Here is a 24,341-nt window from a genome sequence, read left to right as displayed (position 1 = left end):
GTGGGATCTCACATCGGTTCAGGTGTTGCCGGCGCCACGCCGCGCATTCTCCTGGTGGACGGCTCGAAGGTCGTCCGCCAGCTGATAGCGCGCGTCGTCACCGCCGAAGTGCCGGGAGTCGAGATCGTCGGCGCCTCCACAGGCGCGGAAGCACAGGCCGAGCTGCAACGCGGGGTATTCGACTTCGTCACCGTCGCCTTGCGCCTGCCCGACATGGACGGACTCGACGTCGCGCGCTTCGTGCGCGAGTCCGCGCCGCAGATCTACATGCCGATCGTCGTCGTCTCCGGCGACGTCGAGGAGCGGTTGCACCGCCGCGAGCTTGGCGAATTCGTCACCGACTACTTCGACAAGTCCCTCGGCTTCGGCGCGCTGGCGGAATTCATCCGCGGCTACGTGCGGCCCGAGGGTGGCGCCGAGGGCGAAGTGCTCTACGTGGAAGACAGTCGTGTCGTCGCGCTCGCCACGCGCCGCATGATGGAGAAGTACGGACTTACCGTGCACCACGTCATCAGTGCCGAAGATGCCCTCCAGCACCTGCGCGATGCGCGCGGGCGTGGCGCGGTCGGTGCCGATGTCGTTTTGACCGACGTGAGCTTGAAAGGCGAACTCACTGGCGGCGATCTGGTCGAACGCATCCGCAACGAATTCGGTTACGGCAAGGGGCAGCTGCCCACGCTGGTGATGACCGGCGACGAGAATCCGGCAAACCAGGCCGCGTTGCTGCGCGCAGGCGCGAACGATCTCGTCGAGAAGCCGGTCGAGGAAAAGCTGCTCATCACCAAGCTTCTGTTCCAGCTGCGCGTCGCCCAGCATCTTCGCGCGAGGGTGGCGCATTGAACGATCGGGTGAAGCTGGAGCCTTCGTGGAAGGCGAGGATCGGCGCGTACCTGGATCGTCCCGAGATGGTCGCTCTGTCGGAATTCCTGCGCGAGGAGAAGGCGGCCGGGAAAGCGATTTATCCGCCGGGTCCCGACATCTTCAACGCCTTTGCGCACACGCCGTTCGACGAGGTGCGTGTGGCGATCCTCGGCCAGGATCCGTACCACGGTCCCGGTCAGGCGCACGGACTCAGTTTTTCCGTTCGCCCCGGCGTGCGCGTGCCGCCGTCGTTGCAGAACATGTTCAAGGAAATCGAGGACTGCCTCGGCATCCCGCGCCCCGACCACGGTTACCTCACGCCATGGGCCGATCGCGGCGTGCTGCTCCTCAACGCCGTGCTGACCGTGGAGGCGGGCCATGCCGGTTCGCACCAGGGCAGGGGCTGGGAAGGTTTCACCGACGCTGCCATCGACGCGCTCAATCGCGAACGCGAAGGCCTCGTCTTCATGCTCTGGGGCAGCCACGCGCAGCGGAAAGGCCAGCTGATCGACGGCAAGCGCCACCTCGTCCTGCGCAGCGTGCACCCGTCACCGCTTTCCGCACACCGCGGCTTCATGGGATGCGGTCATTTCGCCAAGGCGAACGCGTACCTCGAATCCCGCGGCGAAGCACCTATCGACTGGTCGTTGCCGCTGCGCTCAGAACTGGCGGCGTAGCGAAGTAGTTCCGCAGTGCCTGGTCGGTCCTGGCACGTGTCTCGGCAAGAATCTCCGGCGCAGCAACGGTGCCTTCCACGCTGAAGAACGTCAGGTCGTGCAACCCGATCATGCCGAGGATCGCGCGCAGGTAAGGCGTGAGGAAATCGGGCTGGTGGGCGTGCTCGCCCGAGAAGCGCCCGCCCGATGCCACGGCGATGAACACGGGCCGGTCGCGCAGTGTCCCGACCTTTCCCGCCGGGGTGATCTGAAAGGTGCGCCGCGCCCTCACGACGTGGTCGATCCATGCCTTGAGCGACGAGGGCAGACCGTAGTTGTGCATCGGCGTGCCGATAACCACGACGTCGGCTTCTTCGATTTCACGGATCAGGATGTCGGAAAGCGCCATGGAGCCTTCGGCGGATACCTCCGCCGTGGCCGAGTGCTGGGCCACGGCGTAATTCGCATCGATGTGCGGAAGCGAACCGTTGCCGATCATCCGCTCGACCAGCGTCGCCGAGGGATCATGCGACAGCAGGTGCAGGACGATCTTACGGGCGAGCCTGTCGCTCTCCGCGCGCTGGCCGTGGGGGCTGGAACTGACAAGAAGAATGTTCATGGCCCCATCCTATGGATCCATGGCCCAGGCACGAGATCCAAGAATCGACATCCGGGCTATGCCATCATCCGGTCCATCATGAGCGACACCAAGATCAGCAGGATATCTCCGCTGGATCCCACGGCGACAGAGCCGTTTTACCGGCAGATCTACGACCGGTTCCGTAGCGCCATCGCCAGCGGATCGCTCAAGCCGGGCGACCGCATTCCCTCGGCGCGCGCGCTGACCCAGGAACTGGGGCTGTCGAGGGGCACCATCGACGCGGCGTATTCGCTCCTGGCCGCGGAGGGATACATCGAAGCCCGCGGCCAGGCCGGCACTATCGTGACGCCGGGCCTCAAGCCGAAGGCACCCGTGGCCACGCCGCCTCCGCGCAAGAAGGACACAGCGCTTCCGCCGAGCTTCCGGCCCGATTCGATCCTTCCGTTCCAGATGGGCCTGCCCGCGCTGGACATGTTTCCCCGGAAGATCTGGGCGCGCCTGGGCGCCCGCTTCGCGCGCGTCATGCAGCCCGCGGACATGGCCCAGCCCCCCGTGTTCGGCCTGCCCGAACTGCGCGCCCAGATCGCGACCTACCTGCGGGTATCGCGGGGTGTCGACTGTTCGCCGGCGCAGGTGTTCGTCACCTCCGGATATCGCCACACGCTGGGGTCGATCGCCCGCGCCTTGCTGAAGGAAGGCGATCGCGTGTGGCTGGAAAATCCCGGATACCCGCCGACACGGGACCTGCTCGGGCAACTCGGCATCGTCGCCGCTGCGGTGCCGGTGGACCAGGAGGGTATCGTCGTCGCCGAGGGACGAAGGCTGGCGTCACGCGCCCGGGCCGCGGTGGTCACGCCGGCACACCAGAGTCCTCTTGGCGTATCGCTGTCGTTGACGCGGCGACTTGATCTGCTGGACTGGGCCGCGGAAACCGGGGCATGGATCGTCGAGGACGACTACGACGGCGAGTACCGCTATGTCAGCCGTCCGTTGCCGGCGTTGAAAAGCCTCGACAGGGAAGGGCGCGTCCTTTACGCGGGCACCTTCAGCAAGCTGCTTTTCCCGAGCATCCGCCTCGCCTACCTCGTCGTACCGGAGGCGCAGGTTGAGCGGTTCGAGCAAGTATTCCAGACGTTCGCCGGCGACACGCCGTGGCTCACCCAAGCCATCGTCACGGCCTTCGTCGCCGAAGGACATTTCGCGCGCCACATCCAGAAGATGCGCAAGTGCTATGCCGAACGCAGGCAAGCGACCGTGGCGGGACTGACCGATGCGCTGGGCGATCGCGTCCGCATCGATGCGCAGCCCGGAGGCATGCACCTCATCCTGCGCTTCGAGGGGCGCTGGTCGCAGGCAAGCCTCATCGCGCGCATGCGGGACGAGGGACTGTACGGCGAAGCCATGGCGGACTGGATGGTGGAGGGCGAAGGCACGCCGGCGGTGCTGGTCAGCTTCACGAACATCGGTTCGCGGGCCGCCGCGGGGGAACTCGGTGCGAGGCTCGCGAAGCTTTTCTGATGGCCCGGAGGGAAACCCCGATCTTGGCTCTGCCGGGACGCGGCGGCGCGGAGGAGGATGGCCACATTCCCCTCCTGTTCGGTACATCCCCATGCCCTGGCTCCTGCTCGGTACCGCCGGCCTCCTCGAAATCGTCTTCGCCTTCGCCATGAAGTCGTCTGAAGGCTTTACCCGATGGCTGCCCGCCCTTATCACCATCGTGACCGGCGTCTCCAGCGTGGTCCTCCTGTCGATCTCCCTGAAGACGATTCCCGTCGGCACCGGCTACGCCGTGTGGACCGGGATCGGCGCGGCGGGCACGGCCACCGTGGGCATCATCGCCCTGGGCGACTCCCCCGCCCCGCTGCGGATAGCCTGTATCGCATTGATTTTGCTTGGTGTTGTCGGGCTGAGGCTGGCCCCCACCTGAATCGATCAGACACCCCCTATGGACATGCCGAGGGTATTTCTGTACCATTGCGTACAGTTAACCGATGAACTTCGGGCTGGCTTAGCACTCTCACTTCGGGACTGCTAATCTGCAATCAGACTTTCAGGAGGTTCCACACATGTCCCAAGCCCTCGCCACCCGGAATTACGGGCTCCCGAGCGTAGTCGGCAGTCTGGATTCCTATATCTCGGCGGTCCACCGCATCCCGGTGCTCAGCCTTGACGAGGAGCAGTCGCTGGCGCGCCGCTTCCGTGACGACGCCGATCTCGACGCCGCCAAGCAGCTCGTGATGTCCCACCTGCGTTTCGTGGTCCACGTGGCCCGCGGTTACAACGGTTACGGCCTTCAGCTTTCCGACCTCATCCAGGAAGGCAACATCGGCCTGATGAAGGCGGTGAAGCGCTTCGATCCGGACCAGGGCGTTCGCCTGGTCAGCTTCGCGGTGCACTGGATCCGCGCCGAAATGCACGAGTTCATCCTGCGCAACTGGCGCATCGTGAAGGTTGCCACCACCAAGGCGCAGCGCAAGCTGTTCTTCAACCTGCGCAAGAGCAAGAAGCGCCTGGGTTGGATGAATGCCGAGGAAGTGCGCGTGGTCGCCGCCGACCTGGGTGTGCCGGAAGCCACCGTCCGCGAGATGGAATCGCGTCTTTCGGGTCGTGATGTCGGCTTCGAGGCTCCCGCCGATGCGGACGACGACGACAAGCCGGCGCCGGCCGCGTTCCTCGTCGACGAAGGCGCGGACCCGTACGACAACCTCGCCGAGGAAGATGCCAGCAACAACCAGATGGGCGCGCTGTCTTCGGCGCTCGGCAACCTGGACAATCGCTCGCGGGACATCATCCAGCGCCGCTGGCTGACCGAGGACAGCAAGACAACGCTGCAGGATCTTGCGGACGAGTACGGCGTGTCGGCCGAGCGCATCCGCCAGATCGAGGCGAATGCCATGAAGAAGATGCGCGTCGCCATCGCGGCCTGAGTCCGCGGTTCGGCGTAATATCGTGAACGGCCTCCTCGCGGGGCCGTTTTCCGTTGTCCATCGGCAGGAGCAAAACAGGATGCCCAGGGCGCTGGTCATCGAAGACGATGAAGTGACCGCCCGCGACATCGTCGCGGAGTTGGGCGCGCACGGCCTCACCGCCGACTGGGTCGCCGACGGTCGCGAGGGGCTGGCACGCGCGCTCGCCGACGGCTACGACATCATCACGCTGGATCGCATGCTGCCCGGCATGGACGGCATCGACGTCGTCTCGGCCTTGCGCCAGCGCCACGTGGACACACCGGTGCTGATGATCAGCGCGCTGTCCGACGTGGACGAGCGCGTGCGCGGATTGCGTGCCGGTGGCGACGACTACCTCACCAAGCCTTTCGCGCCCGACGAACTGGCCGCGCGTGCCGAGGTACTGCTGCGCCGGCGGCGCCAGGGCCCCAACGAAACCCGGCTGCGCGTCGCCGACCTGGAGCTCGACCTGGTCCGCCACAACGCGCAGCGCCACGGCCAGGAACTGACGCTGCTGCCCACCGAGTTCCGCCTGCTGGAGTTCCTGATGCGCAACGCCGGCCAGGTGGTGACGCGGCAAATGATCTTCGAACACGTGTGGGGTTTCCATTTCGATCCCGGCACCAACGTGATCGACGTCCACATCGGCCGCCTGCGTCGCAAGATCGACGGCACCGGCCACCCGCCGCTCATTCGCACCGTGCGCGGCTCGGGATACGTTCTTGCGCCCGCTGACTGACGCCTGGCGTTCCGCCACCTCGCGCCTGATCATCATCTATGGCGCACTGTTCGCCATCTGGTGCGTGGTGCTGCTCGGCGTGGTGCAGTGGGAAACCTCGCGCTACCTTTGCGGCGTGATCGACCAGATGCTCGTGTCGCGCGTCCACTACCTGGAGGGCACGGCGCCCCGCAACATGCGCGCGACGGTCGATGCCGCCAGCCAGATCGACGTGCAGGGTGCGATGTGGATGGGCTTGTTCGACGCGCAGGGCAGGCATCTCGCCGGCAACATCGCCGCGATGCCGAAGGCATTGAACGAGGACGACGTCGCCAGTTCGCTCAGTGCGAGCCTGGCCGGCCCCGCGCACAAGGGCACCGCTCGCGTCCGCGGCCTCGCCCACGCACTGCCCGACGGCACCCGCCTGGTGGTGGCGAAGGAAAGCTCCACGATCGACGGCATCGGCACGATCATCCGCCACGGGCTGCTCTGGGGCCTGTCGCTGACCCTTATTCCCGGCCTTCTCGGCGGCGTGCTGCTCGCGCGCAGGCCAGCGCACCGCATCCGAGCGATCCAGCAGGCCATGGAGCCCATCCGCGAAGGCGACCTCAGCGTCCGCCTCCCCGTGAGCGGCATCGGCGACGAGGTGGACCTGCTGGCAGGGACCGTCAACACGACGCTGGCCGAAATCGAGCGCCTCCTCGGCGAAGTGAAGGGTGTCACCGACAACATCGCCCACGACCTGCGCACTCCGCTGACGCGCATGCGTACGCGCCTGTACCGTCTGCAGCAGCGGTTTGAAAGCCTTCCCGAAGGCGAGCAGCTCGACGCCTGCGTGGGCGAGATCGATACGGTGCTGGCGCGCTTCCGCGCCCTGCTGCGCGTGTCCGAACTCGAGGACCGCCAGCGTAGCGCGTGCTTCGAAACGATGGACCTGGGTACCGTCCTGCGCAACGTGCATGAGTTTTACGCGCCGCTGGCCGAAGACCGCGGGCAGCGTTTCGAACTCGACGTGGGCCGGCTGCCGCCCCTGCGTGGCGATCCGCAACTGATGTTCGAGGCTTTCGCCAACCTCGTCGGCAACGCCATCAAGTTCACGCCGGACGGCGGTGCCGTACGTCTCGTGGCATCGACCGATGCCGGCGGCGGCGCGCGCGTGGACATCGCGGATACGGGGCCGGGTATCCCGCCGGACGAACGCGAGGCGGTGTTCCGCCGGTTCTATCGCAGCGACGAGACGCGTTCGAAACCGGGCTGCGGACTGGGGCTGGCGATCGTCAGCGCCATCGTCAGGCTGCACGGATACTCGCTGTCGGTAGGAGGGACTGAGCGAGGCGCTGTCTTCTCCGTGGTTTGCCCCGCTACCAGTTGAACGCTGTGCTTATGCCATCTGTGCGAGAGTGAAGTGTCGGCCTCGAAGCGCTCGGTGCTTCTGAATCGCTTTTCGAGAGCGGCGGCCTGCTCGGCCGCCGCACGAATCAGACAACGAACGTCTTGTCGTTCTTCGTCAGGCTCCACGCCCCTTGCGTTATCCCTGCCACACCGCCATCGATGTTTTGCTTCTGGTATTTCCACTGGATGGCTGCGTATCTGAGCGCGATCAGCTCGTTCGCCAGGGTGTCACCACCGCCCACGCCAATCTGGGAAATCAAGGCTTTCTTGAGTTGAATCTCAAGATATTTGATGCGCTTGCCATTGCCCGCGGCGCGATAGATGTCGATCTGTGCAGATTGGAACGTGGTCCCGCCCGATAGAGCCTGAAATAGCAGCGGGCTTGCCGAATCCATTTCTTTGACGAGGGTCAGGGCGCCGTGCTCAGTCCGCTCCACGGCGTGACCTCCAGAGGTCGACGCAACGGGCGAAGTTCGTTGAAAGAGTTGGTGTTGCCATGAAGATAATTCGATCCACCCAGCGTGATCCTTGTCAGTCGATTCACCCTTGATGTCCGGGCCAGTGAGTTTCAGGTAGATGCTTTTCATCAGCGTCCTTGATGAGGTTGTAAGTGCGAAGCGCACGCAATGGTCGCGCGCGAAAGATTTCAACACGGCTTTCGACGACATCGGATTGAGAAAGATGGACAAACGATCTTCCGTATCGGAAGCGTTCATCCAGAGCCGACGATTGACGTAGCGTGCGAGGGAAGGCGCCGCATCTTGCCCGCGCATTGTCTTTGCCACGCCTTCCACGGCGCATGCGTTCCCACTACCATGCTGAGCGGTCGCCGAGACGGCGCCATCGACAAGGAGTAGTACCATGCATGGAAATCGTCGCGCTTCCGAAGACACCGAGACTGTCAATTTGATCAAATCCATTCCGACGGCTATGCGTCGGATGGGATGGACGGTGTCAGCACAACTTATGGAACGCTGGCTCAACTCGCCGGCGTGGGTTCTTCCGGCGGAATGGAAGGAGCAAGTTACTGCCCCGACGGTCATGCCATCGCCTATCTTCATGGATCAGCAGATCGTGCGGATGAGTTGGGCTTTGTCGTATCACCGATTGCAGGCAGTGATGAAAAATCTTCGTCCTAGAATAACGAACCAAGCCGCGCGAAGCTTACTAAGTGAGAAGACGGCTGACGTTGAGTTGGGGGTTGAATGGGCTCCTTTCGGCAGCCGATCCTATTCAGCGTTCCGTCTCGACCAGTTGCACCAGTGCAACGCCCTGCCTTTTGGCGGACACACGGACCCACTGGACGACATGTATGGGAGCCTGGGGATGGGGACGCTGAAGGTTGCCTTGATCGGTGAGGCCAAGCGGGATGCCCACAGCGGAAAGGTGACGATTCGAACCACGCATGCTGGCTACTACATACGCGACACGTACGATTTCAACGGCTTTCAATTTCTTGGCGCATGGACGACGGATGGAATTCTCGGCGCCATACAGACTCCCATGCCGGCGACGTCGCGAGGTCTATATTCGTACTTGGTACAACAGTTGCCGGGGCCAGTCTTCAATCATGACTTCGATACGTATAGGCGATTCACCGGCCGCGGCGGGGACTTCATCATTTACTCCGATGTCCTCTGGGAACCTGTGGACATGACCCTTGAACTGGATCTCCCTAAGAGATTGGATCAAGTTCCGTGAGAAAGGTGGTTTTTTTCATCGCCATGGCGGCCGTCGGTGTTGGATGCCTTTATCACATGTCCAACTGGTGGGAGCGTGCCTTTGCCAGCTTCGTGTCATCGGAACTAAGTCCCGACGGCTGCATTCGAGTCGATACATATAAACCCTTCTGGGTGCTGCCCTCATTTCTTCATCGAATTCCTCACCCAGACCCAGAGATGCCTCCCAACCCTCTCGGTATGCCTTGGCCTTACCCGGAGTTTAAGCGCGCCTATGAGGTGGGTACAGGAATCTTCCTAGGAGAGACCATTACGTACGACGGGGCGTCGGCATTAGGTGGAATGTACTGGAACGCCTCTGGTGAGCCAGGGCGCCGGGTCGTCTTGGCGGGGGGCTTCGCACTGCTCGACTCGGAACGCTGTGCCGATAAGGAAACTATGGCCAAGCTCGCCGCGTATCACGAACAGAAGCGACTCGAGCATCCGGCTAGGATGAAGGAGTGGGACGAGTATGAGCGTCGGTGGAAGGAAGAAGAAAAGACACGTGAGGAAGAGGGTCACCGCTTACCCTCGCCAAACTAGGGCAACGCACGCCCACGGCGTGCTTGCAGATAGGTATGAGCACGCGGGCTCTTCCCCAAGCCACCTCAGTAATCGGAGAGGTGACGGGGTGTGTCCCTCAGAGCGAGTTCGTTCGCTTTGCGAACGCTGTTTGAGCGCTGAGGGGCACACCCCGGCGCCTCCCCGCCGGGCGCGATGGTGTGCTGCCCGACGCGATGGCGAAGCCGAGCCCGGAAAAACTCCAGGAACACGCGAAGAACCGATAGGGGATACACCGAAGCAACGGCTAGATGGCTCCGTGTCGGGTCCCGGCGCTGCTGACGGCGGGTCGCAGGTTTCGCTCTCCGACCGTGGCCGCGGGACCTAAATAATTCTTAACTACGCCGGGGGCCGGTCACGGCGCAAAATTCGCCGCGACGCAACACAAGCCTCGGAATCCATCCCCCCATGATTGGCATCGTCCGGATCGCGCTAACGCGACCGTATACCTTCGTCGTCCTCGCTTTGCTGATTCTCATCGTGGGCCCGCTTTCCGCCCTGCGGACCCCGACGGACATCTTCCCCGACATCAAGATTCCCGTGATCGCGGTGGTCTGGCAGTTCACGGGCCTGCCGGCCGATCAGATGGCGGGGCGCGTGTCCTCGCCGTTCGAGCGCGTGCTCACCACCACGGTGAACGACATCGAGCATATCGAGGCCAACTCGATCCAGGGCTTCGGCATCGTCAAGATCTTCTTCCAGCCCACCGCGGATATCCGCACCGCGAACGCGCAGGTGACGGCGGTGGCGCAGACGTTGTTGAAGCAGCTGCCGCCGGGCATTACCCCGCCGCTGATCCTGAACTATAGCGCCTCGACCGTGCCGATCATCCAGCTGGCGCTGTCGGGCAAGGGCCTTACCGAGCAGAACCTCGCCGACCTTGGCCAGAACATCATCCGCCCGCAGCTGGTCTCCGTGCCGGGCGCGTCGATCCCGTATCCCTATGGCGGCAAGACCCGCCAGGTACAGATCGACATCGATCCGCAGGCCTTGCAGGCGCGTGGCCTGTCGGCGCAGGACGTGGCGAATTCGCTCGCCGCGCAGAACCTCATCACGCCGGTCGGTACGCAGAAGATCGGGCGTTACGAGTACACACTGCAGCTCAACAACTCGCCGTCGGACATCGACGACCTCGGCAACCTGCCGGTGAAGGTCGTGAACGGCGCCACGGTGTACATCCGCGACGTGGCCCATGTGCGCGATGGCTCGCCCCCGCAGACCAACATCGTGCACGTCAACGGCGACCGTTCGGTGCTGATGACGGTGATGAAGAACGGCTCCGCCTCGACGCTGGCGATCATCGCCGGCATCAAGCAGCGCGTCGAGGAAATGAAGGACGCCTTGCCCGACGGCCTGAAGATCTCGCCCATCGGCGACCAGTCGCTGTTCGTCAGCGCCGCCATCGAGGGCGTGGCGCGAGAGGGTGTCATCGCCGCCGCACTGACCAGCCTGATGATCCTGCTGTTCCTCGGCAGCTGGCGCTCCACCGTCATCATCGCTACCTCGATTCCACTGGCCATCCTCGGCTCCATCGCCGCACTGTCGGCCTTTGGCGAGACGATGAACATCATGACCCTCGGCGGCCTGGCGCTCGCGGTGGGCATCCTCGTCGACGACGCTACGGTGACCATCGAGAACATCAACTGGCACCTTGAGCAGGGCAAGGACGTGGAAACGTCCATCCTGGATGGCGCGGCGCAGATCGTGACCCCCGCGTTCGTGTCCCTGCTGTGCATCTGCATCGTGTTCGTACCGATGTTCTTCCTGGAAGGCGTGGCGCGCTTCCTCTTCGTGCCAATGGCCGAAGCGGTGATGTTCGCGATGATCGCCTCCTTCATCCTGTCGCGCACGCTCGTGCCGACGATGGCGAAGTATCTGCTCAAGCCGCACAGCCACGAGGACCCGCACGGCGAGCACGGCAAGGCGTCACGCAATCCGCTGGTTCGTTTCCAGCGCGCTTTCGAGAAACGTTTCGAAGGCATACGCGCGAGCTACCACGTGCTGCTGGAGATGGCGATGCTTCATCGCAAGGTGTTCACCCTCGGGTTCATCGCCTTCGTGCTGCTCTCGTTCCTGCTGGTGCCGATGCTCGGTCGCAACTTCTTCCCGTCCGTGGATGGCGGGCAGATCCTGATGCACGTGCGCGGGCCGATCGGCACCCGCGTGGAAGAAACGGCACGTCTCTTCGCCCAGGTGAACGAAGCGGTGCGCAAGGTGATTCCGAAGGAAGACCTGGGCACGGTGGTAGATAACATGGGCCAGCCTGTCTCGGGCATCAACACCACTTACAACAACACCGGCACCATCGGTTCGCAGGATGGAGACATCCAGATCGCGCTCAACGAAGGGCACGCGCCGACGGCCGATTACGTGCGCAAGCTGCGCGAGACGCTGCCGCGCCAATTCCCGGGCGCCACGTTCTCGTTCCCGCCCGCGGACATCATCAGCCAGATCCTCAATTTCGGCTCACCCGCACCGATCGACCTGCAGATCCGCGGTCCGAACGTCTCGGCCAACTTCGGCTACGCCAATCGACTGTTGCGCGACATCCGCCGCGTGCCCGGCGTGGTGGATGCGCGCATCCAGCAGTCGCGCGCCAATCCCGGATTCAACGTGGACGTGGATCGAAGCCGCGCACAGCAGGTAGGCATTACCGAACGCGACGTGACGGCCAGCCTCGGCGTGAACCTTGCCGGTTCCAGCCAGGTAGCTCCGACGTTCTGGCTCAACCCGAAGAACGGCGTGTCCTACCCGATCGTGATGCAGACGCCGCAGTACAGCATCGATAGCCTGGCCGACCTCGACAACGTACCGATCAGTCCGAGCACGGGCACGGCTGGCGCGCAGATCCTCGGTGGCTTCGCGACGGTGTCGCGCACTGCGACCAGCTCGGTGGTGAGCCAGTACAACATCAACTCCATGGTCGAGATATTCGCCACCACCCAGGACCGCGACCTCGGGGCCGTGGCGGCGGACATCCAGAAGATCGTGGACGCCAATAAGAAATTCCTGCCGAAGGCGTCGAGCACCGCGCTCCTCGGCCAGGTGCAGACGATGAATAGCGCGTTCTCCGGCCTGATCTTCGGCCTGCTCGGCGCGATCGTGCTGATCTACCTGCTGATCGTCGTGAACTTCCAGTCGTGGAGCGATCCGTTCGTGATCGTCACCGCGCTGCCCGCAGCCATCGCGGGCATCATCTGGATGCTGTTCGCCACGCATACCACCTTGTCCGTGCCCGCGCTTACCGGCGCCATCATGTGCATGGGCGTGGCCACGGCGAACTCGATCCTCGTCGTGAGCTTCTGCCGTGAGCGGCTCGCCGAACATGGCGACGCGGCGAAGGCTGCGCTGGAAGGTGGTTTTGTCCGCTTCCGTCCCGTGCTGATGACCGCGCTGGCCATGATCATCGGCATGGCGCCCATGGCCCTCGGCCTGGGCGAAGGCGGCGAACAGAACGCGCCGCTGGGCCGCGCCGTGATCGGCGGCCTGGTATTCGCCACCGCCGCCACGCTGTTCTTCGTGCCGATCGTCTTCAGCATTATCCATGGCCGTCGCGGCCATCCGTCTGCCACCCTGGCGAACGTTTCCGGAGAGCCCGTCCATGTCGCCTGACACCTTGCACCAACCCCCGCCGCGCCGGCTTCGCCTGGCCGGTGTCATCGCCGCGATTGTCGCCATTGCCATCGTCGTGGCCGGCGTGGCAACGCGCGCCAACGAATCGCGCAAGCTGCGCGACTGGACCGACGCTCAGGCCGTGCCCACCGTCAGCCTCGTGTCGCCGGAAGGCGGCCAGGGCGGCGGCGAGCTCGATCTGCCCGGACGCCTCCAGGCGTACTCGCGCGCACCGATTTTCGCGCGCACGAGCGGCTACCTGAAATACTGGAAGGCCGACATCGGCCAGAAAGTGAAAGCCGGCCAGTTGCTCGCGGAAATCGAAACCCCCGACCTCGACCAGCAACTGCTCCAGGCGAAGGCCGACCTTGCCAGTGCGCGCGCCAACGAGGCGCTGGCACTGACCACGGCGAAGCGCTGGCAGGCGATGCGCGATTCCGATTCCGTGTCGCGGCAGGAGGTCGACGAAAAGACCGGCGACTACGACGCGAAGCATGCGCTCGCCCAGGCGGCGGAGGCCAACCTCGAGCGGATCCAGGCGCTGAAGGGCTTCGCGAAGCTGGTGGCGCCGTTCGACGGCGTCGTCACGGCGCGCGAGACCGACGTCGGCGCGCTCATCAATGCGGGCGGCGGTGGCCAGGAATTGTTCGTGGTATCCGACGTGCACAAGCTGCGCATGTACGTGAACGTGCCGCAGAATTACGTGCCGTCGATCCGCGAAGGTGCCACCGTGAAGCTCACGGTGCCGGAATATCCGGGACAGACCTTCTCCGGTAACGTGGAATCGACGTCCGCCGCGATCAATGCCGCGTCGGGCACGACACTGGTGCAGGTCTCGGTCGACAATGCGGATGGCAAGCTGCTGCCCGGCGGCTATGCCGGCGTCACCTTCGACCTTCCCGCCAATGCCGCTCTGCTGCGCGTTCCCGCGAGCGCACTGGTCTTCGACGACAACGGCCTGCGCATCGCTATCGTGGATGCGCAGAACAAGGTGAGCTTCAAGGTTGTCACCATCGCGCGCGACTTCGGCAAGACAGTGCAACTGGCCTCGGGCATCGCTGCCGGCGACCGCCTCATCGAAAGTCCGCCGGACGGCCTCGCCGACGGCGACACCGTGCGCGTCAACGCACCGAAGGCGGAAGGCGACCATGCCAAGGCGTGACATTCTGGCGGCCTTGATCGTTGCCGGCTTGTCGGGTTGTTCGCTGGCTCCAACGTACAAGGCTCCCGACGTACCGGTGGCCGCGCAGTATGCGAACGCCGACACGCCATGGACGGAAGCTAGGCCCGCCGATCGGCTCGACCGCCAGGGATGGTGGAAGCTGTACGGTGACACGCGTCTGGACGATCTGCAGGCGAAGCTGGTGGCGAACAACGCCACGCTCGCCGCGGCGCTGGCGCACTACGAACAATCCGCCGCGTTCACGCGCCAGTTGCGTTCCGGCCTGTTCCCGCAGGTCGGCCTGGACGCGAATGCACAGCGTAATCGCGAATCCGATACGCGTCCGCTGCGGGGTGCGACCTCGCCCAGCAACTACAACGCGTACACCATCGGCGCGCAGCTGGATTACGAGGTGGACCTGTGGGGCCGCGTGCGTGACAGCGTAACCGCCGGTACCGCCGAACAAGCCGCGTCAGCTGCCGACCTGGCGTCGGTACAGCTGAGCCTGCAGGCCCAGCTAGCAGACAATTACCTCCAGCTCAACGGCTTCGATCGGCAGATCAAGGTGCTGAGCGAGAGCATCGACGCCTTCACCCGGGCGCTCGCGCTGACCCGGTCACGCCACGACGGGGGCATTGCATCCGGTCTCGACGTGGCCCGTGCGCAGACCCAGCTATCAAACGCGAAGTCGCAGCTGACCCAGGCACAGGCGCAGCGCGGGCTCGTGCTGCATGCGATCGCGGTGCTGGCCGGCGAATCGGCGTCGAGCTTCTCGCTCGCCACCGACGACGCGCCGGTGAAGGTGCCGACGATTCCTCTGGACGTGCCTTCGTCGATCCTGCAGCGACGTCCTGATATTGCCGCCGCGGAACGGCGTACCGCCGCCGCGAACGCGCGCGTGGGCGTGGCGCGTTCGGCCTTCTTCCCGCAACTGACCCTGGACGGCCAGGGTGGTTGGCAGAGCAGCAGCTGGGGCAGCATCGCCACGGCGCCCAATCGCTTCTGGGCCATCGGCCCCAGCTTGCTGCTCGACGTGTTCGACGGTGGCCGCCGCAAAGCGGCCGTCGATCAGGCGAAGGCGGCGACGGACGAGGCAGGCGCGCAGTACCGTGGGGTGGTACTGAATGCGTTCGCCCAGGTGGAAGACAACCTCACCTTGCTACGTGACCTGGGTACGGCGCTGATCGACCAGCGCGCGGCAGCCGATGCGGCACAGCGCTCGGTCGACCTGTCGCTCAACCGGTACCGCGAGGGCGCCGTGGGCTACCTCGACGTGGTACAGGCGCAGACCGACGCGCTCGACGCGGAGCGCAGCGTCATCGACCTCGAAACGCGGCAGCTGCGTGCAAGCGTTCAGTTGATCCGCGCGTTGGGTGGTGGCTGGAGCGGGTAAAGCATCGTCGACAGGGTCGGCTCCCATAGGGATCCTGCCTGATCTGATTCATGAACGAAGAAGGGGCCTGGCGGCCCCTTCTTCGTTTACATCGATGCGGTACCGCTCAGAGCTTCGCGCCCAGCAGTTCCTCGAGCTTGCGCTGGTCCGCGGCGAACTTGCGGATGCCTTCGGCGAGTTTGTCGGTGGCCATCGCGTTTTCGTTTTGGCCCCAGCGGAATTTCGCCTCGTTGATTTTCGCCGGCGCCGTTTCGCGGCGGCCGCTGTCCTTCAGCGCCACCGGCAGCGGTTCGTTGGTTTCGTCCAGTTGCTTCAGCAACTCGGGCGCGATGGTGAGGCGGTCGCAGCCCGCGAGGGCCTGGATCTGGCCGATGTTGCGGAAGCTTGCGCCCATCACGACGGTTTGGAAGCCATGCAGCTTGTACCAGTCATAAATGCGGCGTACCGACTGCACGCCCGGGTCCTCTTCCGGTGCATACGTCTTCTTGTCGGTGTTGGCGACATACCAGTCGAAGATGCGGCCGACGAACGGCGAGATCAGGAACACGCCCGCCTCGGCGCAGGCCACCGCCTGCTCAAAGCTGAAAAGCAGGGTGAGGTTGCAGTTGATGCCTTCCTTCTGCAATTGCTCCGCCGCGCGGATGCCCTCCCACGTGGACGCCAGCTTGATGAGGATCCGCTCGCGCTTGATGCCGATGTCTTCGTACAAGCTGATCAGGTGACGCGCCTTCTCGATGGAAGCCGGCGTATCGAAGGAAAGGCGGGCGTCGACCTCGGTCGACACGCGGCCCGGGACGATCTTGAGGATCGCGCGGCCGACCAGCACGGCCAGGCGGTCGCCGGCATCGGTGAGTTGCTGGTCACGGCTATTGCCCTGCGACTTCGCCCACTCGACGGCTTCGCCGATATAACCGGCGTATTCGGGGATGGCGGCGGCCTTCAGGAGCAGCGACGGATTGGTGGTCGCGTCTTCCGGCTTGTACTTGCTCATGGCGGCGATGTCGCCGGTGTCGGCCACGACGGTGGTGATCTTGCGGAGTTGCTCGAGTTGGCTGGTCACGTTCGGGGTTCCGTTACCTGGTAAGACGTCTATTGTCGCGCCGAACGCAAGGCAAATGTAGGCATCCATACGTATCGGTTCAGCGATATCCAACAGGTGTGAGCGAAACCTTGCGAATCAAGCCTCAATAGAGGTCGATCGGATCCACGTCGAGCGACCAGCGCACCTTGCGTGCCGCCGGTAGGCGGGGGAGGGCCTGCCGCCACGGCCGCAAGAAGGCGTGCAGGCGCGCGCGCGACCCGGCCTCTACCAGGAGTTGTCCCCGGTGGCGGCCCGCGCGCAGCGGCATGGGGGCGGGCATGGGGCCGGCGACGCGCAGGTCCCCGGGATCGCCGATCGCCACGTGGGCCTGGTGGAGGAATTCGTCGACTTCGGCGCGCCCCAGCGCATCCACGCGCAGCAGGACCTGGTGCGAGTACGGCGGCAGTTCCAGCAGCCGGCGCTCCTCGAGCAGGCTTTCCGCGACGGCGGTATAACCGCCGCGCAGCAGCGAGTGCAGCATCGCGTGGTCGGGATGGTGGGTTTGCAACAGCACGCTTCCCGGCTTGCTGGCGCGACCGGCGCGGCCCGCGACCTGGACGACGAGCTGGGCAAGCCGTTCGCTGGCGCGGAAATCCACGCTGTGCAGGCCCTCGTCCACGCCCACGATGGCGACGAGGGTAAGGTTGGGCAGGTCGTGCCCCTTCGCCAGCATCTGGGTGCCGACCAGGATGGCGGGCTTGTCCTCGCGCAGCCCGTCGAGGATGTCGCCGAAGGCGTCGCGGCGGCGTGTGGTCTCGCGGTCGATGCGAACCACCGGAACATCGGGGAAGCGCCCGGCCAGCGCTTCCTCCAGCCGTTCCGTGCCCTGGCCTTGCGGGCTGAGGTTCGCCGAGCCACAGGCCGGGCAGGCAGGTGGCACCGCCGCGGTGTTGTCGCAGTGATGACAGATCAGCCTGCGTCGTCCGGCGTGAAGCGTCATGGGCCGTTCGCAGCGCGGACAGTCGGCATGCCAGCCGCAGTCGTGGCATAGCAGCACCGGGGCATATCCGCGGCGGTTCCGGAAGACGAGGGCCTGTTCGCCGCGCCCGACGCACGCGGCCACCGCGTGAACGAGCGTCGGTGACAGGCCATGGTCCAGCCGCTGGGCGCGCATGTCGACGATCTGCACGCGCGTGGACTGCGAGGCACCGGGGCGGGCGCGCAACACCAGACGTTTGTATCGCCCTGCCTGGACGTTGCCCAGGGTCTCCAGCGACGGCGTGGCCGAGCCCAGCACCACCGGTACGCCCAGTGCCCTGGCGCGCACCAGCACGAGGTCCCGGGCGTGGTAACGAAAGCCTTCCTGCTGCTTGTAGGAAGGATCGTGTTCCTCATCGACGACGATCAGGCCGGCATGGGGCAGCGGTGTGAACACGGCCGAACGCGTGCCGAGCACGACGCGCGCCGTGCCGTTGCGCGCCCGCAGCCACGCCCGGGCGCGTTCGCCTTCGGCCAGGTTCGAATGAAGCACCTCCACCGCCACGCCAAGGCGCTCGCGCAGCCGGCGTACCGTCTGCGGTGCCAGGCCGATCTCGGGGACGAGGAGCAGGGTCTGCTTTCCTTCGGCGAGCGCCCGCTCGATCAGCGCCAGATAGACCTCGGTCTTGCCGCTGCCCGTCACGCCGTCCAACAGATAAGGCTGGAAGCCGCCGAATCCTTCGCCGATCGCGGCGACCGCGGCGGCCTGTTCCTCGCTCAGCGCGGGTCCGGGCGCGGACGCCACGGGCAGGGAAGCTTCTTCCAGTTCGAACTTCTCGACCAGCCCGGCTTCGAGGAGCCGTCGCGCCGCGGCCCGCCATGCGGGCAAGGCCAGGGCCAGGTCATCGGCAGCGCGGGGGCCTTCGTACAAGGCCTCCAGCAATGCCGCGGAACCGCCCTTGCGGCTCTTCGCGTCACGCGCGGAGCGACCCTGCAGGGTCAATGCCCATGCCTCGCGGCCGGTCGCCGGCAAGGGCCGGGGTTCCCGTAGCGCCAGAGGCAGGGCATTGGCGAAAGCCTCCCCCGGTGCCCCTGCCCAATAGTCCGCCGCCCAGGCCAGCGTGGCCATCAATTCGTCGTCGAGCAGCGGATACGGATCGAGAACCTCGCTCACCCGCTTCAGGCGCGTGGCCCCCACCGCCGCCTCCGCCAGCGGCTCGACCACGATGCCCACCATGTCGCCCCGCCCGAACGGTACGCGTACCCGCGACCCCGCCCGCACCTCGCCGGTCATCGGCGGCAGGTAGTCGAAAAGGGTCGGCAGGGGCACCGGAAGGGCGACGCGGAGGACGGCAATCATGCGAGGCCTAGTTTAAAGGGAGATGCCGTAGCTGCTGGTCAATGATTGACCAGCGACACATGGGTTTGCCTAAGAATGAGGTCCCCGGAGGGAAGAAGAAGCTGTAAGTACCTGCCCCCGGAACGCTTTCCGGGTTATCCACAATCTCTGTGGATAACTCTGTGGATGAGTCTCGGATGGGAGGCATCCAAGGCGCATGGTTGGGCCATTGGGGTTAGCTTGGGCACATTTTAACCAAGCTGAAATATAATTTGAATTCAATCACTTGCGATTCCGTTCACGGGCTGCGTTCACCGCCAGTCCATTTCGCCTTGACAAACGTGGTGAGGTGTCACGCCCTGTGTACAACCCACTGCCGCGTAGGAAAAAATCCTAGTGCGCCGCACCGAGGATGGCCGCGATGCACAGGACGAATATAAGCAGCCAGAAATAGATGCTGCCTATCAACCAGTACTTCAGGAGGGTCATCGGCCAACCCTGCCGGTACACCCGTTTCTGCATGATCAGCAGGTAGATGGGCATCCAGACCCACATGGCCACCTGGACCAGGGTGATCGCGGTCGCGGCCGGCGAGAAATGAGGTCGAATGCCCTCCTTCGCGAAGCCCAGGAGCATCAGGCCGAGGAGGGAAATGAACAGGAACGCGTGGCTGTGCAGGGCCACGATGATGTGCTCCATGTACAGCCGGCGCTTGAAGACGTAGAACAGTTTCAGGATCAGCGCGAACACCGGGATCATTACCAGCAGGGTCTGCGGGAGCACCGAGAAGAAGCCTTCGCTGATCCGGCGGATCGCCTCGCCCTTCTGTGGGCCGCCGTCCTGAATCTGGGCGACGTTGGCCTTGAGGTGGGCAAGACCGACGGCGAGGCGGCGTGTCACCACGTCGGGCAGCCAGGCGATGTCGACGACGGTCGGCTCGAGGGCCCAGGGGCTTGCATGGCGGTAGCCGTGCTTCTCGCCGGGTTCCGCGTGAGTATCCGCCGGGATGGGCTCCGACTTCAGTTCGGCGAGGCGGCGATTGGCGGCCTCGCGAACCATGTCCTGGCTGAGGCCGATGGCGGCCACCGCGGGAGCCGGAAGTCCCGGTGCGCCCCTGGCCGCGTTGAGCTCGTCCATCTGGCCCTGGTAAAGCTCATGGACCTCGTCCGCTGTCGCCGCGGCATGGAAGGCCGCGATGTCGTCCCTGGCCGGTGCCTCTCCGGATGCGGCTTTTTCCAGGTTGACGTCGCTGAAGGCGAGGTGCACGAAGAAAAACGCGAGCAGGCAGAACACGAACATCAGCCTGAACGGCGCGATATAGCGTACGCGGCGGCCGGAGAAATATTCGAGGGTGAGAAAACCCGGTTTCGTGTACAGCGGCGGCAGCGTATGGACGATGCGCTCGTCCATGTGGAAGAACAGGTCGCCGGCGTCTTCGAGCATGTGCGAGACCGGCCGGATCACGCTCTTGATCGATTGTCCGCAGCCGTGACAGAACTCGCCCTTCAGTTCCTCGCCGCAATTTGCGCAGCGCAGGCCGGGCGACGGCGTCAGTGGGTTCATCGCTTTTTCCCCGAAGTTTCCCCTTTCGGGTGCGGATGATGGCACGGCAACCGCTACAATGGGCGGCCCTCATCGTCATCCCTCCCCATGACCATCGACCGCGCACGGGCGCGGCGAGAGATCGGCGCCACCATGCGGTTGGCCCTCCCGATGATCGTCGCGCAGCTTTCCGCCATCGGCACCAACGTCGTCGACGCCGTCCTCGCGGGACACCAGGCGGCGCATACGCAGGCGTCCGTGGTGACGGGCGCGAGCATCTGGGTGCTCGCCATCGTCACCGGCATCGGCATGATGATGGCGGTGCCCCCGACGGTGGCGCAGCTAGACGGCGCGGGCCGCCGCGGTCAGGTGGGCCCGGTGTTCCACCAGGCGCTCTACATCGCATGGGGCCTCGGCCTGTTGCTGACCATCGGCGTGTGGCACGCCTCGCCGCTGATGGCACTGTTCGGCGTGGTGGAGTCCATGCGCCCCGACGTGGAGGCATTCCTCCATGCCATCTGTTTCGCCGCACCGGCGCTGACCACGTATTTCGCGCTACGTGGCCTGTCCGAGGGGCTGTCGATGCCGCGGCCGTCGATGTATTTCAGTTTCGGTGGCCTGGTCCTGCTTGCACCGCTGGGCTATGTGCTGATGTACGGCAAGCTCGGGTTCCCGGTCATGGGTGCGCGCGGCAGCGGCATCGCCACCGCAGTGGTGCTCTGGGTGGAGATGCTCGGCTTCGCCATCTACGTGCTGAAGCATCGCAACTACCGCGACCTCAACCTGCACGGCGGCATGGCAAAGCCGGACCTGCGGAAGATCGGCCAGCTGTTGCACATCGGAGTGCCGATGGCGGTCACCTTGCTGATGGAAGCCGGCCTGTTCGTCGCGGTGGCCCTGCTGATCGGCCGCCTGGGCGAGACGGTCACGGCGGGCCACCATGTGGCGCTGAACGTGGCATCGGTGGCTTTCATGGTGCCACTGGGGTTGTCCATGGCGATCACGGTGCGTGTGGGTAACGCGGCAGGCCGCCGTGACGTGGCCGGCGTGCGTTACGCGGGGATGTCCGGTATCGCCTTGGTGCTGGTCACGCAGTTCGTTTCGTCCGGCGTGATGCTGGCCTTCCCGGAAGCGATCGCCCGCCTGTACACCAGCGACGTGGCCGTCATCGCGATGGCCTCGCAGCTGCTGGTGCTCGCAGGCTTCTTCCAGTTTTCCGACGGCATCCAGGTGGCCTCCAACGGCGCTTTGCGCGGGCTGAAGGACACGCGTGTACCGATGGGCATCACCCTGTTCGCCTATTGGGTGGTCGGCATGCCGATCGGCTGGTGGCTGGCGTTCCACCACGAGATGGGCGCCCGCGGCATGTGGATGGGCTTGATCGCCGGCCTGAGCATGGCGGCGATCCTGCTCTTCGCGAGATTTTGGCGGAGCAGCGTGAAGGGAAACTGGCAGGACGATCCGGAGACGGCGACGCCCGTGCCATTCCACACGTGATACCAACGGTCCGACACGTTACGCTGAGCGTAACCTTCGAGGAAACACCTAGATGCCGGATCGCCACGACGCCGTGCCGCCGCCCTTACCGGGCCGGCCCCAACCCGTTCCGCCCCCGCGCCCGCGCGGCGGGTTCGGCCGGTTCATGCTCAGCCTCGGCCGCGGCCTCAACATCACCCGGCTGGTGATCATCAACACGATTTTCTTCGGACTCCTGGCTGTGTTCCTGCTGGCGATGTTTATCGGCGGCCGGGCAAACCAGGTGGACGATCGTACGGTGCTGGTGCTGGCGCCGGAAGGCACGCTGGTAGAGCAGTACAGCGCCGATCCGTTCTCGCGTGCGATCGGCCGGATGACCGGCGACGGGGTACAGCAGGTGCAGGTCCGCGACCTGGTTCGTGCCATCGACAGCGCGGCCAGGGACGAGCGGATCAGCCGCATCGTGCTGCGCCCCGACAAGCTGCAGGCCGGCGGCTTCGCCGCGTTGCGCGAAGTCGGCGCCGCGCTGGACCGTTTCCGCAAGGCAGGCAAGCCTGTGATTGCTTGGGGCGTCAGCCTGGAACAGGGGCAGTACTACCTGGCCGCGCACGCCGACAAGCTCTACATCGACCCGCAGGGCGGCGTCATGGCGACGGGCCTGGCGAACTATCGCCTGTTCTACAAGGACATGCTCGATCGCCTGGGGGTCCAGGTGCACCTGTTCCGCGTGGGGCAGTTCAAGAGCGCGGCGGAGCCCTTCATCCTCGACCATGCCTCGCCCGAATCGAAGGAAGCCGATGCGTTCTGGCTCGGCGGCCTGTGGAGCACATGGATCGACGAAGTGGCAAAGATGCGCCACCTCGACCCCGCGGCGCTTCGTGCCGATGTCGACGGCCTCCCCGAACGCGTTCGCGATGCGAAGGGCAGCCTCGCCCAGCTGGCCGTCGACGAAAAACTCGCGGACGGCATCGCCACGGAACAGCAGTTCGTCAAGATGTTGCGTGACCAGGGTGTGCCGGCCGGCAAGAAGGACCAGGGCTTTCGTCAGGTCGATCTGGCCGGCTACGTCGCCGATCGCAGCCTGTCCACCGTCGACATGCTGCAGACGGGCCCGGGCGTGGCCGTGGTGGTCGCCGAGGGCGAGATCAGCGGAGGAAAGCAGGCGCAGGGCCGGATCGGCGGCGATTCCACGGCGGCGCTCATCCGTGCCGTCCGCCACGACCGGCGCACGCGCGCGCTCGTGCTGCGGGTGAATTCGCCGGGAGGCGAGGTCTATGCGGCCGAGCAGATCCGCCGCGAGGTGGAATTGACCCGCGAGGATGGCATTCCCGTGGTGGTCTCGATGGGCGACGTGGCCGCCAGTGGCGGCTACTGGATATCGATGAATGCCAACCGGATCTATGCCGAACCGAACACCATCACGGGTTCGATCGGCATCTTCGGCATGTTCTTCACCGTGCCCGACACGCTGGCGAAAATCGGCGTGAAGAGCGACGGCGTCTCCACCGGGCCGCTGGCCGGTGCCTTCGACATGACCCGGCCGCTCGATCCGAACGTGGGCGTGCTCATCCAGAGCATCATCGACAAGGGTTATCGCGATTTCGTCGGCAACGTGGCGAAAGCGCGAGGCAAGGATTTCGCGGCGATCGACGCCATCGCGCAGGGCCGCGTCTGGACCGGGCGACAGGCGCTGGATCGCGGCCTCGTCGACCGCCTGGGAAGCCTCGACGACGCGATCCGCGACGCGGCGGAACAGGCCGGCCTCGGCAAGGACTTCCACGTGCGCTACGCCGAAAAGCCGATGGGCGCGTTTGAACGCTTCCTGACGAATATCGGCGACAGTTCCGAAGCGCGGGTGGCAATGTCGTGGGGCCTGCGCCTGCCGTCGTGGGTGGCCGACCTGCCGAAGCTGGCGCCGGAGTGGTCGCTGTTCCGCGGAGCGGAAGCAGGCAAGCCGCACGTCTACGCGTACTGCTTCTGCTCGCCGCGCTAATCGCCGGCACTAGCCGGCTCCCACAGGTTTGCGCTTTGTGTGGGACCTGCTTCAGCGGCGATGGGTGCTCGCCAAGGTCTATTGCGATTCCGCGTCGACCGCCTTGGCTTGCGCCTTCGCCTGTTCGTCCACCGTCTTCTGCACGTCCTGCGCCTTTTTCTTCTGCGTCTCCAGCGAATCCCACGGCGTTTCCGCCCGGGCCTGGGGCGTAGGTGGCTCATGTGGCTGGGGCGGCTTTGAGCAGGCCGCACAGGCGATCGCCAGGGCCAGTAATGGAAGATGACGGATCATGTTGCGGGTCCTCCTGTGTCGGCGCCGAGTCTGGCGCTGTCGCGGAACGAGCGCAATCGCTTACGATCGACGCAAAGCA

At 65.1% G+C, this 24,341-nt stretch carries 20 protein-coding genes; 14 read left to right on the top strand and 6 right to left on the bottom strand.

Translation table 11 applies throughout. From position 1 onward, the window contains the following. Together VGM71_RS12620 and ung are read left to right on the top strand one after the other, a co-directional pair. Complete coding sequence (locus VGM71_RS12620) at positions 1 to 840, top strand: response regulator (RefSeq protein WP_331545630.1); 840 nt, start codon at positions 1 to 3, stop codon at positions 838 to 840. After that, a complete protein-coding gene (ung, locus tag VGM71_RS12615; protein ID WP_331545628.1) occupies positions 837 to 1,538 on the top strand; it encodes a uracil-DNA glycosylase in 702 nt (233 codons plus the stop codon). Before VGM71_RS12620 ends, ung begins: the two co-directional genes overlap by 4 nt. On the opposite strand, the gene VGM71_RS12610 is transcribed toward ung, so the two are convergent. Continuing rightward, positions 1,495 to 2,136 carry an FMN-dependent NADH-azoreductase gene (locus VGM71_RS12610; protein WP_331545626.1) on the bottom strand — a complete coding sequence of 214 codons (642 nt, stop codon included), beginning with the start codon at positions 2,134 to 2,136 and terminating at the stop codon, positions 1,495 to 1,497. The genes ung and VGM71_RS12610 overlap by 44 nt on opposite strands. A gap of 78 nt (positions 2,137 to 2,214) precedes the next feature. Between VGM71_RS12610 and VGM71_RS12605 the strand changes: the two genes are divergently transcribed. The 5 genes from VGM71_RS12605 to VGM71_RS12585 all read left to right on the top strand — a co-directional run bounded on the left by VGM71_RS12605 (position 2,215) and on the right by VGM71_RS12585 (position 7,156). After that, positions 2,215 to 3,636 (top strand): PLP-dependent aminotransferase family protein, encoded by a 1,422-nt coding sequence (locus VGM71_RS12605; RefSeq protein WP_331545624.1) that lies wholly within the window; start codon positions 2,215 to 2,217, stop codon positions 3,634 to 3,636. A gap of 91 nt (positions 3,637 to 3,727) precedes the next feature. Further along, positions 3,728 to 4,045, top strand: coding sequence for a multidrug efflux SMR transporter (locus VGM71_RS12600; protein ID WP_331545622.1), 318 nt, complete (start codon positions 3,728 to 3,730; stop codon positions 4,043 to 4,045). A gap of 139 nt (positions 4,046 to 4,184) precedes the next feature. Further along, positions 4,185 to 5,045 (top strand): RNA polymerase sigma factor RpoH, encoded by an 861-nt coding sequence (gene rpoH, locus VGM71_RS12595; RefSeq protein WP_331545620.1) that lies wholly within the window; start codon positions 4,185 to 4,187, stop codon positions 5,043 to 5,045. Between the two features lie 79 nt (positions 5,046 to 5,124). Beyond that, the gene (locus VGM71_RS12590) at positions 5,125 to 5,805 is read left to right on the top strand and encodes a response regulator transcription factor (protein WP_331545618.1); all 681 of its coding nucleotides are present in this window, start codon (positions 5,125 to 5,127) and stop codon (positions 5,803 to 5,805) included. Then, the gene (locus tag VGM71_RS12585; RefSeq protein WP_331545616.1) at positions 5,789 to 7,156 is read left to right on the top strand and encodes a HAMP domain-containing sensor histidine kinase; all 1,368 of its coding nucleotides are present in this window, start codon (positions 5,789 to 5,791) and stop codon (positions 7,154 to 7,156) included. Before VGM71_RS12590 ends, VGM71_RS12585 begins: the two co-directional genes overlap by 17 nt. A gap of 106 nt (positions 7,157 to 7,262) precedes the next feature. Here the strand turns inward: VGM71_RS12585 and VGM71_RS12580 are convergent, their stop codons facing one another. Further along, the gene (locus tag VGM71_RS12580) at positions 7,263 to 8,039 is read right to left on the bottom strand and encodes a type VI secretion system tube protein Hcp (protein WP_331545614.1); all 777 of its coding nucleotides are present in this window, start codon (positions 8,037 to 8,039) and stop codon (positions 7,263 to 7,265) included. On the opposite strand from VGM71_RS12580, the gene VGM71_RS12575 reads away from it, so the two are divergent. The 5 genes from VGM71_RS12575 to VGM71_RS12555 all read left to right on the top strand — a co-directional run bounded on the left by VGM71_RS12575 (position 8,038) and on the right by VGM71_RS12555 (position 15,622). Then, the gene (locus VGM71_RS12575) at positions 8,038 to 8,877 is read left to right on the top strand and encodes a DUF6402 family protein (RefSeq protein WP_331545612.1); all 840 of its coding nucleotides are present in this window, start codon (positions 8,038 to 8,040) and stop codon (positions 8,875 to 8,877) included. The two genes, VGM71_RS12580 and VGM71_RS12575, sit on opposite strands and share 2 nt — an antisense overlap. Further along, positions 8,874 to 9,437, top strand: coding sequence for a hypothetical protein (locus tag VGM71_RS12570; RefSeq protein ID WP_331545610.1), 564 nt, complete (start codon positions 8,874 to 8,876; stop codon positions 9,435 to 9,437). Before VGM71_RS12575 ends, VGM71_RS12570 begins: the two co-directional genes overlap by 4 nt. A 426-nt stretch (positions 9,438 to 9,863) precedes the next feature. Further along, a complete protein-coding gene (locus VGM71_RS12565) occupies positions 9,864 to 13,067 on the top strand; it encodes an efflux RND transporter permease subunit (protein WP_331545608.1) in 3,204 nt (1,067 codons plus the stop codon). Beyond that, the gene (locus VGM71_RS12560) at positions 13,057 to 14,229 is read left to right on the top strand and encodes an efflux RND transporter periplasmic adaptor subunit (RefSeq protein WP_331545606.1); all 1,173 of its coding nucleotides are present in this window, start codon (positions 13,057 to 13,059) and stop codon (positions 14,227 to 14,229) included. The genes VGM71_RS12565 and VGM71_RS12560 overlap by 11 nt, the downstream gene beginning before the upstream one ends. Next, positions 14,216 to 15,622, top strand: coding sequence for an efflux transporter outer membrane subunit (locus tag VGM71_RS12555; protein ID WP_331545604.1), 1,407 nt, complete (start codon positions 14,216 to 14,218; stop codon positions 15,620 to 15,622). Before VGM71_RS12560 ends, VGM71_RS12555 begins: the two co-directional genes overlap by 14 nt. 106 nt (positions 15,623 to 15,728) lie before the next feature. Here VGM71_RS12555 and tal read toward each other — a convergent pair whose 3' ends face one another. The 3 genes from tal to VGM71_RS12540 all read right to left on the bottom strand — a co-directional run bounded on the left by tal (position 15,729) and on the right by VGM71_RS12540 (position 20,523). Then, positions 15,729 to 16,682, bottom strand: coding sequence for a transaldolase (gene tal, locus VGM71_RS12550; RefSeq protein WP_331545602.1), 954 nt, complete (start codon positions 16,680 to 16,682; stop codon positions 15,729 to 15,731). A 124-nt stretch (positions 16,683 to 16,806) separates the two neighbouring features. Continuing rightward, on the bottom strand, positions 16,807 to 18,981 hold the full coding sequence (locus tag VGM71_RS12545) for a primosomal protein N' (RefSeq protein ID WP_331545600.1): 2,175 nt from the start codon (positions 18,979 to 18,981) through the stop codon (positions 16,807 to 16,809). Between the two features lie 372 nt (positions 18,982 to 19,353). Beyond that, entirely contained in the window at positions 19,354 to 20,523 is a 1,170-nt protein-coding gene (locus VGM71_RS12540) for a DUF3667 domain-containing protein (RefSeq protein ID WP_331545598.1), read from the bottom strand. A gap of 87 nt (positions 20,524 to 20,610) precedes the next feature. Between VGM71_RS12540 and VGM71_RS12535 the strand changes: the two genes are divergently transcribed. Both VGM71_RS12535 and sppA read left to right on the top strand, forming a co-directional pair. Beyond that, positions 20,611 to 21,999: an MATE family efflux transporter gene (locus tag VGM71_RS12535; RefSeq protein WP_331545597.1), complete on the top strand. Its 1,389-nt coding sequence runs from the start codon at positions 20,611 to 20,613 to the stop codon at positions 21,997 to 21,999. A gap of 52 nt (positions 22,000 to 22,051) precedes the next feature. Further along, the gene (gene sppA / locus VGM71_RS12530) at positions 22,052 to 23,971 is read left to right on the top strand and encodes a signal peptide peptidase SppA (RefSeq protein WP_331545595.1); all 1,920 of its coding nucleotides are present in this window, start codon (positions 22,052 to 22,054) and stop codon (positions 23,969 to 23,971) included. A gap of 78 nt (positions 23,972 to 24,049) precedes the next feature. On the opposite strand, the gene VGM71_RS12525 is transcribed toward sppA, so the two are convergent. Then, positions 24,050 to 24,262: a hypothetical protein gene (locus VGM71_RS12525; protein ID WP_331545593.1), complete on the bottom strand. Its 213-nt coding sequence runs from the start codon at positions 24,260 to 24,262 to the stop codon at positions 24,050 to 24,052. Between the last annotated feature and the right edge of the window lie 79 nt (positions 24,263 to 24,341).

It is taken from the genome of Luteibacter sp., from assembly GCF_036499525.1.
In the GTDB taxonomy this organism is placed as follows: domain Bacteria; phylum Pseudomonadota; class Gammaproteobacteria; order Xanthomonadales; family Rhodanobacteraceae; genus Luteibacter.
Note: the sequence above shows the minus strand (reverse complement) of the source record. Positions and strands in the feature narration are given on the sequence as shown.

Coding starts and splice junctions, on each gene's coding strand:
- rpoH (WP_331545620.1), top strand. CDS start 4,185: ATGTCCCAAGCCCTCGCCACCCGGAATTACGGGCTCCCGAGCGTAGTC.
- VGM71_RS12565 (WP_331545608.1), top strand. CDS start 9,864: ATGATTGGCATCGTCCGGATCGCGCTAACGCGACCGTATACCTTCGTC.
- sppA (WP_331545595.1), top strand. CDS start 22,052: ATGCCGGATCGCCACGACGCCGTGCCGCCGCCCTTACCGGGCCGGCCC.
- VGM71_RS12610 (WP_331545626.1), bottom strand. CDS start 2,136: ATGAACATTCTTCTTGTCAGTTCCAGCCCCCACGGCCAGCGCGCGGAG.
- VGM71_RS12575 (WP_331545612.1), top strand. CDS start 8,038: ATGCATGGAAATCGTCGCGCTTCCGAAGACACCGAGACTGTCAATTTG.
- VGM71_RS12545 (WP_331545600.1), bottom strand. CDS start 18,981: ATGATTGCCGTCCTCCGCGTCGCCCTTCCGGTGCCCCTGCCGACCCTT.
- VGM71_RS12580 (WP_331545614.1), bottom strand. CDS start 8,039: ATGGTACTACTCCTTGTCGATGGCGCCGTCTCGGCGACCGCTCAGCAT.
- VGM71_RS12600 (WP_331545622.1), top strand. CDS start 3,728: ATGCCCTGGCTCCTGCTCGGTACCGCCGGCCTCCTCGAAATCGTCTTC.
- VGM71_RS12590 (WP_331545618.1), top strand. CDS start 5,125: ATGCCCAGGGCGCTGGTCATCGAAGACGATGAAGTGACCGCCCGCGAC.
- VGM71_RS12525 (WP_331545593.1), bottom strand. CDS start 24,262: ATGATCCGTCATCTTCCATTACTGGCCCTGGCGATCGCCTGTGCGGCC.
- VGM71_RS12560 (WP_331545606.1), top strand. CDS start 13,057: ATGTCGCCTGACACCTTGCACCAACCCCCGCCGCGCCGGCTTCGCCTG.
- VGM71_RS12555 (WP_331545604.1), top strand. CDS start 14,216: ATGCCAAGGCGTGACATTCTGGCGGCCTTGATCGTTGCCGGCTTGTCG.
- VGM71_RS12535 (WP_331545597.1), top strand. CDS start 20,611: ATGACCATCGACCGCGCACGGGCGCGGCGAGAGATCGGCGCCACCATG.
- VGM71_RS12540 (WP_331545598.1), bottom strand. CDS start 20,523: ATGAACCCACTGACGCCGTCGCCCGGCCTGCGCTGCGCAAATTGCGGC.
- VGM71_RS12605 (WP_331545624.1), top strand. CDS start 2,215: ATGAGCGACACCAAGATCAGCAGGATATCTCCGCTGGATCCCACGGCG.